Genomic DNA, 15341 nt, shown 5'->3' on the forward strand with positions numbered 1-15341 from the left:
GAAAAGCCTAACGCATACGGATTGATGCCAGAGTAATAAGGGCTGTTGTACTCTGGCTGCATAACGATGCTTGAATGACTGTGCAAAAACTCCATCATGAAGCGGTCGCTCACCAAGCGTTCGTCATACATTTTATTGAGTATGTGGTAATGCCAGAAGCACGCCCAACCCTCGTTCATGACTTGCGTCTGCTTTTGCGGATAAAAGTATTGTGAAACCTTTCGCACGATGCGTACGATTTCCCGCTGCCATGGCTCTAGCAAAGGCGCATTCTTTTCAATGAAGTAGAGCAGATTTTCTTGGGGCTCTTTTGGAAAGCGATGGGACGTTTTTTGCTTGTGTTGACGAGAGTCCGGCAAGGTTCTCCAAAGTTCATTCACTTGTGATTGTAAGTAACTCTCCCTTTCTTGCTGGCGATTTCTCTCTTCTTGCAAGGAAATTTTCTGAGGCCGTTTATACCTATCAACACCGTAATTCATCAGTGCATGACAAGAATCTAAAATACTTTCAACTTCTTCTATGCCATTTTTTTGCTCGCATTTAGCAATGTAATTTTTAGCAAATACAAGGTAGTCGATGATAGAACCAGCATCGGTCCACGTTTTAAATAAATAATTGCCTTTGAAGAAGGAATTGTGGCCATAACAGGCGTGTGCCATAACCAGTGCTTGCATAGTAATGGTATTTTCTTCCATTAAATAGGCAATACAGGGGTTTGAGTTAATCACAATCTCATAGGCTAATCCCATGTGCCCGCGGCGGTACTGTTGTTCGGTTTGTATAAACTTTTTCCCAAAAGACCAATGCGTATAATTTAGCGGCATACCAATACTGGCGTAGGCATCCATCATTTGTTCGGCAGTAATCACCTCTATTTGATTGGGGTAGGTATCCAGTTTGAAGTCTTTTGCAATACGGTCGATTTCAGCTTCGTATTGCTCAAGCAAGGGAAACGACCAGTCTGGTCCGTCGCTTAATTTGTGGGCGCTCTGGCTAAGTGGAAGGTCAGACGGGTTGCTTTTATAGGTGGGGAACACAGCCATGTTAAGCTCCTTGCGTATTCGATTGCTCTGTACGCTTAAATAGCTCTCTAAATACGGGGTAAATATCGCTCTGTGATTGAATGTGCTTACACACAAAATTATCGAAAGATTGGGCGACCTTTTCATACTCCCGCCATAAGCTCTGATGCTGGCGTTCAGTAATTTCTATGTAAGCGTAATAGCGTAAGCTCGGCAAAATATCCTTGCTCAATAATTCGCTACAGAAAGGAGAGTCATCGGCCCAGTTGTCGCCATCAGAAGCTTGTGCAGCATAAATATTCCAGTCGCTATCCTGATAGCGTTCTTGCACAATCTCATTCATCAGTTTAAGTGCGCTAGATACTATGGTGCCGCCGGTTTCTTGGGAGTAGAAAAACTCTTGTTCATCCACTTCTTTCGCTTGTGTGTGATGCCGAATATAAACCACTTCAACATTCTCATAGGTTCGCGTTAAAAAGAGATAAAGTAATATGTAAAAGCGTTTTGCCATGTCTTTTGTGGCTTGATCCATCGAGCCTGAAACATCCATTAAGCAAAACATCACAGCTTTGCTGGTAGGTACGGGTCGCTTATCGTAATTTTTGAACCTAAGATCGAAGGTATCTATGAAGGGCACCTTCTTAATCTTCGCACTAAGCTTTGCAATTTGGTGGCATAATTCAGCATAGTGGGGCGTATGGGTTTGATGTTCTTCTTCTAATGCATTTTGCTGTGCTTCAAGTTCACGCAATTGACGTCTGTCGCTGGCGGTGAGGGCAATACGACGCGCTACCGCGCCTTTTAAAGAACGAACAATGTCTAGGTTAGAAGGGACGCCATCGGTTTGGTAGCCCGCGCGATAGGTTTCGTGTTGAACAATTTTGTCGAATTGACTCTTTTTCAAATTGGGCAGGGCTAAATCATCGAAGAGTAAATCCAAATATTCGTCTTTTGAAATTGAAAAAACAAATTCGTCTTGCCCTTCGCCATCGTTACTGGCATCACCTTCTCCCGCTCCTTGGCCCTGACCCGACGGGGGGCGATTAATTTTATCGCCCGCTACAAATTGGTCATTTCCAGGGTGAACGGTTTCTCTTTTACCCCCTTTACCTGTATGAAAAATGGGTTCAGAAATATCCCGGGTGGGAATACTGATTTTCTCCCCGGTATCAAGATCGGTAACTGAACGATTACCTACTGCATCGGAAACCGCGCGCTTAATTTGCTGTTTGTAGCGTTTTAAAAAGCGCTGTCGGTTTACGGTACTCTTCCCTTTGCTATTGAGCCTTCTGTCAATAAAATGCGCCATAAGCACCTGCTAATCAATGAGTGAACAGCCAAATTTGCGTCGCCCCTCAGCGAGGGTTACGACGCCTTACGCACCCGCAGATACCATTCACATAAAAGCCTGACTTGCTTTTGGGTGTAGCCTTTTTCTGTCATGCGATTAACGAAATCATCATGCTTTTTCTGCTCTTCAGCAGAACCTTTGGTGTTAAAGGAAATAACCGGTAGTAGGTCTTCGGTGTTAGAGAACATTTTTTTCTCAATCACGGTTCTCAATTTTTCGTAACTTGTCCACGCTGGGTTTTTACCACCGTTATTGGCCCTTGCTCTCAGTACAAAGTTAACGATTTCATTTCTAAAATCTTTGGGATTGCTGATACCCGCGGGCTTTTCAGTTTTCTCCAATTCTGCATTTAATGAGCCTCTGTCAAACAGTTGCCCCGTTTCTGGATCGCGATATTCCTGGTCTTGTATCCAAAAATCAGCATAGGTGACATAGCGATCAAATAAGTTTTGTCCATACTCAGAGTAAGATTCTAAATAGGCGGTTTGAATTTCTTTACCAATAAACTCAACATACTTCGGTATCAGGAACCCTTTAAGGTGTTCTAAATACTGCTCGCTAATTTCTTGCGGGAATTGTTCCCTTTCTATTTGTCGTTCAAGCACATAAAAAAGATGAACGGGGTTGGCAGCCACTTCTTGATGATCGAAGTTGAATACCCGCGACAAAATCTTAAATGCGAAACGGGTGGACAGCCCCTCCATACCTTCATCGACACCAGCATAATCGCGGTACTCTTGGTACGATTTGGCTTTAGGGTCGGTGTCTTTAAGGCTTTCGCCATCGTACACCCGCATTTTAGAAAAAATGCTGGAGTTTTCTGGCTCTTTTAGGCGAGACAAGACGGTAAATTGCGCCAAACATGCGAGTGTATCGGGGGCACAGGGCGCACCACTGAGCTCGCTGCTATCAAGCAATTTTTGGTATATTTTGATTTCTTCGCTTACTCGCAAGCAATAAGGCACTTTGACAATATAGACACGGTCTAAAAATGCCTCGTTGTTTTTATTATTTCTGAATGTCTGCCATTCTGACTCGTTTGAATGAGCGAGAATAAGCCCGTCAAATGGAAGCGCCGAAAAGCCTTCTGTCGGGTTATAGTTGCCTTCTTGTGTTGCTGTTAATAAAGGATGGAGCACTTTAATAGGTGCCTTAAACATCTCTACAAATTCCATCAACCCTTGGTTGGCTTTACACAACGAGCCTGAGTAACTGTATGCATCAGGATCATTTTGAGCAAACTGCTCTAATCGACGAATATCTACCTTGCCGACAAGCGCCGAAATATCTTGGTTGTTTTCATCTCCAGGCTCTGTCTTAGCGATACCAACTTGATCCAACACGGAAGGGTAAACCCTAACCACTTTGAATTGTGTGATGTCGCCATTAAATTCATGCAAGCGCTTGCGCGCCCAAGGCGACATAATTGTTTTTAGGTAGCGGGAAGGGATGCCATATTCCTGCTCTAGTAGGTGACCATCTTCTTGCGCGTCGAAAAGGCAGAAAGGATGATCATTAACCGGAGAGCCTTTCAATATATAAATAGGCACTTGCTGCATTAATGCTTTGAGCTTTTCAGCGAGTGACGACTTACCCCCGCCTACAGGACCAAGCAAATACAAAATTTGCTTTCGCTCTTCTAACCCTTGGGCGGCATGTTTTAAATACGACACAATTTGTTCAATGGCTTCTTCCATTCCATAGAATTCATTGAACGCTGGATAGCGTGAAATAACGCGATTAGAGAAGATGCGACTCAGTGCAGGATCGGTGGAGGTGTCCACCATGTTAGGTTCACCAATGGCTTTGAGTAAACGTTCCGCAGCATTTGCATAAGCCATAGCATCTGACTTGCAAATATCTAGGAACTCTTGGATGCTGAACTCTTCCTGCTTTCGCTCTTCGTAGCGACTTTGATAATGTTCGAAGATACCCATAAATACCCCTAAAAAACGGTTGCCCGTAATTTCATCTTAGACGGTATTGGGAAAAATGGGAGGGATTTACACTAGACTTTCGACGGGTGACATGAAAAAGCCCGTTAATGTAAACGGGCTTTTAAAGGTATATTAAATAACGTAACTTCGAGATTACTTAGCGAAGTTTTCGTTACCAAATTCCCAGTTAACTAATGCCCAGAAGTTTTCTAGGTACTTAGGACGCGCATTACGGTAATCGATGTAGTAAGCGTGTTCCCACAGGTCAACAGTCAGGATCGGAGTCAGACCTTCAGTGATCGGGGTACCAGCGTTAGAAGTGTTAACGATGTCCAGGGAACCGTCAGCTTTCTTAACCAGCCAGGTCCAGCTTGAACCGAAGTTGTTTACAGCCATGTCGTTGAACTTGGTCTGGAACTCTTCGAAAGAACCAAAAGCAGCGTTGATTGCTTCAGCAACTGCGCCAGTAGGTTCGCCACCGCCATTAGGGCTCAGGCAGTTCCAGTAGAAAGTGTGGTTGTAAACCTGTGCGGAGTTGTTGAATACACCGCCGGAAGAAGTTTTGATGATGTCTTCCAGAGACTTACCTTCAAACTCAGTACCTTCGATCAGACCGTTCAGTTTGGTCACGTAGGTTTGGTGGTGCTTGTCGTGGTGGAATTCCAGGGTTTCAGCGGAAATGTGTGGTTCCAGCGCATCTTTTGCATACGGCAGAGGTGGTAATTCAAACGCCATAGTAATCTCCATTCTATATCTAAGCTGAGTTCAGGTTACACAGGTTACGACCCTTCAGCTGATTCTGAGTCAGTCAGGGCCGCAGCTAAGTAGCCTGATCATAGCACTCTGTATAAAGCGGCGCTATTCGTGTGCCCCCCGTGGTTTTCCTGTCAAACCCATCATTTTTGGCCTGACGCTCATAATTTCGCATGATCGCATATGCCGGTATACTGACCGCAGAATAATGAAGAACACTTTGCCTGACGGGGACCCCATGGATACCGAAAAAGATCCGATTTTGCCGGATATGAAACCTTCGAAAGAAGATATTGCACTGCGACAGAAACAACTGGCGGCACGCCGCGCGGCCGCACAGCGGGCGGCTGCAGCCAAGTCACGACCGGCCCCGGTGGTCACTGCGGCGCCTGCTCCCAAGCAGACTCTGGCCATTGTTGCCCTGTTAGTAGCGATTGCTATGGGGGGCCTGGCTGGCTTTCTGTTTATGCAATTGCAGAGTGTTCAGCAGCAGCTGCAGGCCTCGCAGAAAGTGCTGAAATCACAGGCTGATAACCTCGCTGTTCTGAACGAGAAACTGTCTGTTACCGGTGAGAATGCAAACCTCTCAGTGGATGCGCTGAAGGCACTGGTGAAGGAAAACGGCAGTGAAATCCGCAAACTGTGGGATGTATCGAACAAACGTAACAAAGCCAATATCGCCAGCAACAGTAAGAACATCGCTTCGGTGAAAAGCGGTATTGCTGCTGTGAAGAAAGATCTGGCAGGTCTGGAAGCGAAACAGGCCAGTGGTCTGAGCGCGCTGGAGAAGAAAGTTACTTCGGGTGATTCCGCATTAACCTCACGTATTGCCAGAGTTGAGAAAGAAGCACTGGATGTTCCGGCTGAGAACCAGCTGCGCATTGCCCAGATCACTGAAAATCTGCAGATGCTGGATGCCAAGGTCAGCCGTGTTGGTAACGGCGGTGATGTGGGTGATATGAAACTGGAAATCGAAGATATCCAGATCCGCCTCGACCGTATCCAGAATGCGCTGGGTGGCTCTCTGCAATAATGGCGAATCCATCGTCTGAGCAATCTGTCAGTCTGCAAGCGGCACCTGCGGCATTACGTACGGTGCTGGCGCAGTGGTTGATAGAGCTGGACAGCATGAATGCAGCCCACACCGCCGGGCTACATTCTGGAACGCCGGGAACGGCGTTTTTTTGTGGCTATCAGGCGGCCATGCGCTGTCTTGATCCGGCATTGCCGGCGGATATCTGGGCGGCATTCTGTATTTCTGAATCCGGAATGAAATCGCTGCGAGATATGACGACCTGCTACTCGCCGCAAGAGGGCATCAGCGGTCGTAAATCCCACGTTATGCTGGCCGGCAAAGGGCTGGATACTCTCTACGTCGTTGCCCGCAGTCAGGTGCAGGAGCAGACTGAGTTGCTGTGTCTGAAGGTCAGCATGCAGGCGCCCGGCGTTAATTGTCTGGAGGCTGTCAAACCACAACCTTTTATGCCGGATGTGCCTCATGTGCCGGTCAGTCTGTCATCCGTTGTGGCAGACAGGCTTGTCAGCAGCGATGCACATAATGAACTCAACCGGCCGTTCCGTTATTGGGAAGATATGCATATCGCTGTGGCGCTGGCAGGCTGGATGTCGGCCAAACTGGGTGGTAATGGTGTGCTCGATGAGCAGGCGATGTGCTTGCGTGATGCCTTTCAGCAGCAGAGTCGTGAATATCATCTGGCGGCGCTGGATGCTTATGAAGCTCTGATTACGCAGATGGAAATGGCCTCTGTGGGCCTGACTGGCGAGGCGGCCAGTCAGTGGCAACGTGACCGTATGCTGTTATTAATGGCGGCACCTTTACGTAACAAAATCCGCGCGAACTTTAGCTCTGACTTCAGCGCTCCCCCGCTCTGACCGAAACCCGCACAGAAACCGGTGATGCCACACCAGTCGCAATATCCGGTGTCTGGGCGGAGGACGTACGTGAACGGTTGTTACTCAAAGATATATCGTCCTGACGTGTCGCTGAATCTGTCTCAGGCAGAATATCCAGTGCATCCGGTGCCTTAATAATGGTCTGGGCCATTTCCTGATTGAGCAGCCGTGGTATCGGAATGCTTTGTGAGGTACTGCGGTTATAGCGGGTGGCCTGACTGTAGTCGTAATGGTGCGTTCGTTGTCTGGCTTCTTCGATGGCGGTAAACAGGTCGCCGGAATAATATTGATCCTGCGGAGAGGCAGACGCCACGGCAGGGACCAGTACGAATACAGTCAGGGTAGGCAACCATTTTTTCGGCGACGCTGTTAAGTATTGACGCAACATAGTGGGCGGCTCCTGATCAGGGACGGACAGTGGCAGTCACGGATACGTTGGCGCGGATTTCCCGTACACGGCTTTCCCGTGAAGCCGCTTCACGGATATATATTTCGTTATTATTGCGGCGATATTCTTCCTCTTCTTCCTCGTCCTGCTTTTTCGAATTTTCTTTTAATGTGTTGCGTTTGTTCAGGCGCCCCAGAGCAGCATCTCTGACTGGCTGTAATGCGTCAGTGGCAGCCCGGTTGCCAGCGGCGGTCGGGCCCATAGCGCCTTCAATAACCTGATTATCCATTTCAGTATTGAGCATTTTAGGCAGGTCGAAACTGCGCGATGTTGTGCGGTTATACCAGCTGGAACCGACATAGGTCTGATCGGCAGGATTGCGTTTGGCAGCATCAATGGCATCGTCCAGATCCGGCGAAAAATACGCTTCGTTATCGGATGAAATGGCCTGATGAGAAAAGGATGGTAACAGTAAAATCAGAGCGGCCGCGAACGGGCGTAAAGCCCCTGAATATGCCCATGAGCGGGAGCGTTTTTCCATGCCGTTTACCCATTTGTTTTTGTTATTTTTTGTAAGTGTGTCATCATAGCAGCAGTCTGAAAAAGTGTACAATAACTGACCAGTTCTGGCCTGTAAGGAGCGTAAATCCTGACATTGGCTGCTGCTGTCAGACAGGGAATAATAATGATAAAAACCATCTCGCTGCTGTTATCAGCATTTCTTTTTCTGCCCGGTTGCACCGTTTATCAATCCATCGGTGACAGCTTTGGCTCCTATGTTTCTGAACCTGATGGACAGGCTTTTAAACCCGTTGGCTACCGCTGGGATTATGAACACACGGCTTTGATGTATGTGTATCGCCCGGCGTCGGAGTGGTCGATGGATGAACTGGAAAGCCCCAGTTTTAATGTCGATGACGAGCGCCTGTTTAACGTCAAAGGCGGTGGCTATACCTGGTATGAACTTGAGCCAGGCAGTTACAACATTGCTATGCGCCGGGGACTGTTAGGGCTTGAGGGCATTAAAAATGTGTTTGTGCTGAAAGAAATCGCCCGTCTGGAATTACAGGCCCAGGCCGGCAAAATCTATTATCTGCGTTATTCGGAAATTGATCCGCCAGTACTGCAGTCCCAGGGTCAGTCTGGGGTGACGCCGCTGGGCGATGGTCCGCTGCAATTGGTGGATCCCGGACTGGCGCTGAATGAACTGCCGGTGACTAAGATGATTCACCACGGTCGCGGGCGACTGCAGCCGCAGGCTGACAATACCTCTGCATCTGCTTCTGTGGATGCCTCCGCAGAGCAGATGCAGACGGGCGGGCAGGGCACTGAAGCACCCGCTGGAATAGATAGTACTAAAGACAAAGGCTGGTGGCCGTTTTAGCTGAGCGGTTACTGAGTTACAATACGTCCCGTTTTTACGCCCACTCAGTGGGCGTTTTCACGCCCGCCTGATGCCAAAAGCCGGGGCGGACACCGGCCAGGGCTTAACCACAAAGCCCCCTGAGAGAGAATTCACCATGACTGTGATCAAACAAGAAGATCTGATCCAGAGCGTTGCTGATGCTCTGCAGTACATCTCCTATTACCATCCGAAAGACTTCATCGATGCGATGAACGAAGCATACGAGCGCGAAGAATCCAAAGCCGCTAAAGATGCCATCGCACAGATTCTGATCAACTCCCGCATGTGTGCCATGGGCCACCGCCCGATCTGTCAGGACACCGGTATCGTTACCGTTTTCCTGAACATCGGTATGGATGTGAAATTTGAAGGCGATATGAGCGTGGAAGATATGGCGAACGAAGGTGTACGCCGTGCTTACCTGCTGCCTGACAACGTACTGCGTGCTTCTGTGCTGGCGGACCCTGATGGCGCCCGTAAGAACACCAAAGACAACACGCCAGCCGTTATCCACATGAAACTGGTACCGGGTAACACCGTTGATGTGCATGTTGCCGCGAAAGGTGGTGGTTCTGAAGCCAAATCCAAGTTCGCTATGCTGAACCCGTCTGACGACGTGGTGGATTGGGTGCTGAAGCAGATTCCGACCATGGGTGCCGGCTGGTGTCCACCAGGCATGCTGGGTATCGGTATCGGTGGTACTGCAGAAAAAGCCATGATGCTGGCGAAAGAATCTCTGCTGGAGCCAATCGACATTCACGAACTGCAGGCCCGTGGCGCACAGAACCGTGCTGAAGAACTGCGTCTGGAACTGTTCGAAAAAGTGAACAAGCTGGGTGTTGGTGCTCAGGGTCTGGGTGGTCTGACGACTGTTCTGGACGTGAAAGTGATGGATTACCCAACCCACGCTGCGAACAAGCCAGTGGCGATTATTCCTAACTGTGCTGCAACCCGTCACACCCACTTTGTGCTGGATGGTTCCGGCCCGGCTGCGCTGAAAGCACCGAAAGTGGAAGACTGGCCAGAAATTACCTGGGAAGTGGGTGATTCAGTACGACGCGTAAACCTCGATACTGTAACCGCGGAAGACGTTAAAGACTGGAAAACCGGTGAGACCATTCTGCTGTCCGGCAAAATGCTGACTGGCCGTGACGCCGCGCACAAGCGCATCGTCGATATGCTGGCTAAAGGCGAAGAGCTGCCGGTGGATCTGAAAGGCCGCTTTATCTACTACGTAGGCCCGGTTGATCCTGTGCGTGACGAAGTGGTTGGGCCTGCCGGTCCGACAACCGCTACCCGTATGGATAAGTTCACCCGTACCGTGCTGGAGCAGACTGGTCTGCTGGGTATGATCGGTAAATCCGAACGTGGTCAGATCGCGATCGATGCGATCAAAGACAACGAAGCGGTTTATCTGATGGCTGTCGGTGGCGCTGCTTACCTGGTGTCTCAGGCGATTAAAGCTTCCAAAGTAGTTGGCTTTGACGATCTGGGCATGGAAGCAATCTACGAGTTTGAAGTAGAAGACATGCCGGTTACCGTCGCTGTGGATACCAAAGGTGAATCCGTTCACCGTACTGGTCCACAACAGTGGTACGCCAAAATCAACGCTACCGAGATCTGATCGGTCGTTGATTGCTTATAAAAAGGCGCCGCGGCGCCTTTTTTTGTGCCCGCAGAAAACAAAGCGATGCAGTACCTGACTGCAGGACAGCTTCAGATCATGATTCTGGCATGTTTTGTCTGTTTAAATTCAGCCTGTTGAGCGCATAGTGAGTGACGACTTAACAGGCCTTCTGAATCCCGCTTGCTACCTGCAGGAGAAGACACGATGAATAATGATCTGATAACACAGGAAGCGCTCAACGAGTGGCTGTCTGAACACTCTGACTGGCAGGTCAGGGATGGCGCTCTTTACCGCACGATGGCGCTGACGAACTTCAGTTGTGCCATGCATCTGGCCAATCAGATCGCGGTACTGGCGGAACAGCAGGACCATCACCCCCAGCTGAATGTCAGCTGGGGTTCACTGGAAATTTTCTGGGTGAGTCACGATGTGAAAGGTATTTCTCAGCGTGATGTTAATCTGGCGCTGATGACTGACCGCGCCCTGCAGGAATACCGGCGTAAAAGTCACGCAGCCTGAAGGCGGTCTGCGCGGAATTATCTTCTCACGCCAATAAAGCCGGTTTTCATGGCTTTCCCTTCACATCCTTTTGTGCCGATGCTCACCTTATACTGATGGGCCAGAGCATCGACAATCAGACGGAATTTTCTGTCGTTCACTTCTCCATGACGACTGTATACACGAAAACGGTTGGATGGTTTGCCGCCACATTGATGCGCCGGTTTATCGGTAAAAAATTCAAATGCGGCACCGGCCTCATCGTCCATCTGATAGACGGCAATTACTTTCAGGTTGTTCACCGGTTCAGCCGCTGACAACAGCGGGCTGATCGTCGCACTGAGACAAAATAAGAAAATTTTCATGGATGGCACATTGTTCACTCTGTAGCTCTTTCGACCTTTAACTCATTCGACTTTTAACTAATTCGACTTTCAGCTCTTCTGAAAAGGTCGCGCTGCCTGTCAGCGCTTTTGTCAAAAGTGTAGTCAACGACGTCCGTTCGTCACTGTATTTTACGGGACGAATGTACGTAAAACCTGAGCTGTCGTTTTACCTGCTGTTGCTCCAGCGCCCGTATTTCAGGAGTTACTGATATATAGCTTTGTAGTTATGTCGTAAATCTGTCACGAAAGTTAACTAATTCTGTCATTTACATTCTTTACGTTTGTCTCCCGGGAAAACAGACCCTTTCACATGAGAGAGAAATAGTGATGGATTTTTTTAATAAAAAGCGCCTTGTACAGGCGATGATGATTGCTTCAGCAGCCAGCCTTGCTGCCTGTGGCAGTGACGATTCAAGCAGCAGCAAGCCAAGCCTGACCTTTACCGGTGTTCCAACTCCGGCCACTGATGATCAGAAACGCGCAGTTCTGGCATCTGAAGCGGTTGTCGATGGCGAAACTTACGGCGGCGAATACAACACTCTGGCCCGCTCCGGTGATGTTATCAATGGTATTCCTTTTGGTCTGATCGTTGATGATCAGGGCAACGCAGTTCAGGAAGAAGATGGTTCTGAGCGTATCACCAACGCTAACGAACACACTTCTCTGCTGCCAATCGACGGTCGTCTGTTCTCTGTTTCTCAGATGGAAACCCGCCCGGGTGCCATGTTCCTGTTCGAACTGAATCAGGATTCTGAAACCGGTGCTCTTTCTCCTAAGACTATGTATCAGATCGACCAGTCTGGCGTAGACGGTGGTTGGGTACACTGTGCCGCTTCTGTTACGCCATGGGGTGCGCACCTGGCTTCGGAAGAGTATGAGCCGAATGCCCGTACTCTGATCACTCAGGCTGATGCCGAAGCTGACAGCTACAGCTCAACTCAGAATGATTACTACGCTTCCGGCGATCTGAACTGGAACCCGTACTACTACGGCTGGAACATCGAAGTTGTGGTTGATACCGATAACGATGACAGCACTGATGATCAGCCAAGCGTTGAACTGACCAAGCACTATGCAATGGGTCGTCTGGCGTTCGAACTGGCTTACGTTATGCCGGATTCCAAAACCGTTTATATGTCTGACGACGGCGGTAACGTTGGTTTCTACATGTTTGTTGCGGACACTGCCGGTGACCTGAGCGCAGGTAACCTGTACGCAGCTAAATGGAACCAGACATCTGGCGAAGGCGCTGGTGAAGCAGATCTGAGCTGGGTATCACTGGGTCACGCTACCGACGAAGAAATCACGGATTACGTTCACGGTACCAATGGTCAGACGGCTCTGGCATTTACCGATATCTTCAACACCGGCACCGTCAGTGAAGAAGACGGCAGCTGTAGCGTTGGTACTAAGATCCAGACTGACGTAGGCGTTGAGTGTCTGGAAGTGAAAAGCGGTATGGAGCAGATTGCTTCCCGTATGGAAACCCGTCGTTACTCTGCCCTGCAGGGTGCAACCACCGAGTTCTCCAAAGAAGAAGGTATCACTTACGACAGCAAGCGTAACAAGCTGTACGTTGCTATGTCCCGTGTTTACGACAGCATGGAAGCTGATGCTGAAGCACCAGCCGATCATATTCAGCTGAATATGAACCGTTGTGGCGCAGTTTATGAACTGGAACTGGGTGAAGATTCTGACATCGGTTCTGAGTTCGTCGCTGCAAACATGAAAGGTCTGGTTGTTGGTCGTCCAACAAGCACCAGCCGTGGTGTAGCCGGCGTTAACATCGAATTCCAGGTTCCTGGTTTCGAAGGCAACAACTCCTGTCATGTAGACGGCATTGCTGAGCCAGATAACCTGACTTATATGTCTGGTTACGACTATCTGATTATCGGTGAAGACACCGGCAGCCATCAGAACGACGTGATCTGGGCTTACGATTTTGAAACTGCTCAACTGACCCGTATCCAGACAACGCCATACGGTTCTGAGACTACCTCTCCTTACTGGTATCCGGACATTAATGGTTTCGCTTACCTGATGTCTGTTATTCAGCATCCATACGGTGAGTCTGACCAGGACCAGGATTCCGGTAACGGTGAGAACCGTGCTTACACTGGTTATATCGGTCCTTTCCCTGCGGTAAAAGAGTAATTATTTACTCCGCGACTCAGGTTAAAAAAGGGGTGGCCTGTGCCACCCCTGCTTTCGTTTCAGGTGTTATATGAACAATCGTACTATTTTTATCTTTCTGTTAAGTCTCGCGCTTTCCGGTTGTTTTACCGGTTCTGATTCTTCTGATGCGGTGGCCAAAGACGATACGGATACAACAACAGAAAACCCGGCTGCAGAATCCGGAGACAGCGAAGCCGGTGAAGATGCCAGCCCGGTGAATAACGATGATCTGGTATTCGGTACCATGAGCAATATTACTGCGGACAGAAAAGACAATATCGTGCCGTATGTACCGCCGCAGTGTTACACCGATCCGGTATCTGAAAATGGCGATATTCATAACCCGTGTTACGCCTGTCATACAGAAAGTAAGCGTCCGAACTTTCTTAACGACGTTGACGTTCAGCTGGAATACGGATTCCCGGATACCGCGCTGAAAAACAACTGGTCCAATGTGTATAAAGACCGCACCGCGGCCGTTGCTGCCATCAGCGACGAAGAGATTCTGAATTATGTGCGCGAGGATAATTATAAAACGGCGGATGGCCGGATTATTCTGGCGGAAAAACTGCACAATGTTCCAGCCAGCTGGGACCGGGACAGTAATGGCAGCTGGGATGGTTATATCCCGGACCTGTACATGGATTTCGATGAAAACGGCTTTGATAAAGACCCACAGGGTGGTTATACCGGCTGGCGCGTCTTCGCCTATTATCCATTCCTTGGCACTTTTATGCCGACCAACGGCTCAACCGATGACGTGATGATCCGTTTGCCGCCGGCGTTCCGTGAGCTGAGCGAAGGGCAGTTTGATGTCGAGACATACATGGTCAATATGGCTGTGGTTGAAGCCATGATGAAAGAAAAAGACATCACCATTAATGAAGTCGATGAAAACCGTTACGGCGTCGATCTGGATAAAAACGGCGTACTTGGCAAAACCACCACCATCAAATATGAGTGGGCACCGCTGAATAATGTTTATATGCACTATGTTGGTCAGGCCGGCGTGCTGGCTGACAGCGGTAAAATTAAAATGGCGGCGCGCCTGTTCCCGACTGGCACAGAGTTTATCCACAGTGTGCGTTATATCGACGTTGATGCTGATGGCAGGACGAAAATGGCCGCGCGTATGAAGGAGCTGCGGTACAGCCGTAAGCATGGCTGGCGCGATTATTATGCACTGCGCAACATCGTCGATGACGAACTCAAGGAACGTCATGATTTTCCTGGCCGGGTGAAAGAAATTGTCGGCAACATGGAAACCGGCCTGTTCCAGAAACAGGGCTGGACTTATCAGGGCTTTATTGAAGATGACGCCGGTCAGCTGCGTCCGCAAAGCTATGAAGAAACGTATTTCTGCATGGGCTGCCACGGTTATATTGGCGCCAGCAATGACACCGTGATTTCCTTCAACCGTAAGCTTGACCATGGCTCGTTCCGCAACAGCTGGTACCACTGGCTGGAAAAAGATCTGAGTGGTATTGCCGATCCTGCACGTGAAGATGGGCAGGGAGAGTATGCTTACTATCTTGAACAGAATCCGACCGGTAACGAGTACCGTAATAACGATGAAGTCCTGAATAAGTTTTTTGATGCGGATGGCCATAAAAAGCCGGAAGCATTCAATAAGCTTGAAAGCGATATTTCTTATCTGCTGATGCCATCAGCTGAGCGTGCCCTGATGCTGAATAAAGCTTACAAGGTTATTGTTGATGAGCAGAGCTTTGATGAAGGTCGTGAAGGCGTGGTTAAACCTCTGAATGCCATACATCACGAAGTTGAACTGGATCAGCCGACAGGCGTGAAAGATGTACTGAGTTATTACTGAATTTGGCGAAAATAAAAAAGCGGCTTTTCAGCCACTGCTGTCCCACAGTTTAAA

Annotated in this window: 14 protein-coding genes; 7 read left to right on the forward strand and 7 right to left on the reverse strand. The window is 48.9% G+C overall.

Features of this window, described 5'->3' with window-relative positions; genetic code table 11:
- From B2Z72_RS10785 to sodB, 4 genes are all read right to left on the reverse strand, one after another.
- Positions 1 to 1043: SpoVR family protein (locus B2Z72_RS10785; RefSeq protein ID WP_297004780.1), on the reverse strand; the 1043-nt coding region annotated here is incomplete at its 3' end.
- Position 1044: 1 nt separating this feature from the next.
- Entirely contained in the window at positions 1045 to 2331 is a 1287-nt protein-coding gene (locus tag B2Z72_RS10790) for a YeaH/YhbH family protein (RefSeq protein WP_272963716.1), read from the reverse strand.
- A 56-nt stretch (positions 2332 to 2387) separates the two neighbouring features.
- On the reverse strand, positions 2388 to 4310 hold the full coding sequence (locus B2Z72_RS10795; RefSeq protein WP_044056500.1) for a PrkA family serine protein kinase: 1923 nt from the start codon (positions 4308 to 4310) through the stop codon (positions 2388 to 2390).
- Positions 4311 to 4463: 153 nt separating this feature from the next.
- Positions 4464 to 5045, reverse strand: coding sequence for a superoxide dismutase [Fe] (sodB, locus tag B2Z72_RS10800; protein ID WP_297004786.1), 582 nt, complete (start codon positions 5043 to 5045; stop codon positions 4464 to 4466).
- A gap of 256 nt (positions 5046 to 5301) precedes the next feature.
- On the opposite strand from sodB, the gene B2Z72_RS10805 reads away from it, so the two are divergent.
- Positions 5302 to 6096, forward strand: a complete 795-nt coding sequence (locus B2Z72_RS10805; protein WP_296983967.1) for a hypothetical protein — start codon at positions 5302 to 5304, stop codon at positions 6094 to 6096.
- On the forward strand, positions 6096 to 6956 hold the full coding sequence (locus tag B2Z72_RS10810; protein WP_296983969.1) for a hypothetical protein: 861 nt from the start codon (positions 6096 to 6098) through the stop codon (positions 6954 to 6956). Before B2Z72_RS10805 ends, B2Z72_RS10810 begins: the two co-directional genes overlap by 1 nt.
- Here the strand turns inward: B2Z72_RS10810 and B2Z72_RS10815 are convergent.
- Together B2Z72_RS10815 and B2Z72_RS10820 are read right to left on the reverse strand one after the other, a co-directional pair.
- Entirely contained in the window at positions 6937 to 7365 is a 429-nt protein-coding gene (locus B2Z72_RS10815) for a hypothetical protein (protein ID WP_296983970.1), read from the reverse strand. The genes B2Z72_RS10810 and B2Z72_RS10815 overlap by 20 nt on opposite strands.
- Before the next feature lie 16 nt (positions 7366 to 7381).
- Positions 7382 to 7906, reverse strand: a complete 525-nt coding sequence (locus tag B2Z72_RS10820; RefSeq protein WP_296983973.1) for a hypothetical protein — start codon at positions 7904 to 7906, stop codon at positions 7382 to 7384.
- 144 nt (positions 7907 to 8050) lie between these two features.
- Here B2Z72_RS10820 and B2Z72_RS10825 point away from each other — a divergent pair, with 144 nt between their 5' ends.
- From B2Z72_RS10825 to B2Z72_RS10835, 3 genes are all read left to right on the forward strand, one after another.
- Positions 8051 to 8749, forward strand: a complete 699-nt coding sequence (locus B2Z72_RS10825) for a DUF2846 domain-containing protein (RefSeq protein WP_296983974.1) — start codon at positions 8051 to 8053, stop codon at positions 8747 to 8749.
- Between the two features lie 136 nt (positions 8750 to 8885).
- On the forward strand, positions 8886 to 10394 hold the full coding sequence (locus B2Z72_RS10830; protein WP_296983977.1) for a fumarate hydratase: 1509 nt from the start codon (positions 8886 to 8888) through the stop codon (positions 10392 to 10394).
- 207 nt (positions 10395 to 10601) lie between these two features.
- A complete protein-coding gene (locus tag B2Z72_RS10835) occupies positions 10602 to 10916 on the forward strand; it encodes a 4a-hydroxytetrahydrobiopterin dehydratase (protein ID WP_297004788.1) in 315 nt (104 codons plus the stop codon).
- 17 nt (positions 10917 to 10933) lie between these two features.
- On the opposite strand, the gene B2Z72_RS10840 is transcribed toward B2Z72_RS10835, so the two are convergent.
- Entirely contained in the window at positions 10934 to 11260 is a 327-nt protein-coding gene (locus B2Z72_RS10840) for a hypothetical protein (protein WP_296981392.1), read from the reverse strand.
- A gap of 348 nt (positions 11261 to 11608) precedes the next feature.
- Here B2Z72_RS10840 and B2Z72_RS10845 point away from each other — a divergent pair, with 348 nt between their 5' ends.
- On the forward strand, positions 11609 to 13435 hold the full coding sequence (locus B2Z72_RS10845; RefSeq protein ID WP_297004789.1) for a PhoX family protein: 1827 nt from the start codon (positions 11609 to 11611) through the stop codon (positions 13433 to 13435).
- Between the two features lie 70 nt (positions 13436 to 13505).
- Positions 13506 to 15287, forward strand: coding sequence for a hypothetical protein (locus B2Z72_RS10850; RefSeq protein ID WP_296981388.1), 1782 nt, complete (start codon positions 13506 to 13508; stop codon positions 15285 to 15287).
- Positions 15288 to 15341: the final 54 nt, after the last annotated feature.

It is taken from the genome of Thalassolituus sp. UBA6592 (genome assembly GCF_002433655.1).
In the GTDB taxonomy this organism is placed as follows: domain Bacteria; phylum Pseudomonadota; class Gammaproteobacteria; order Pseudomonadales; family Oceanobacteraceae; genus Venatoribacter.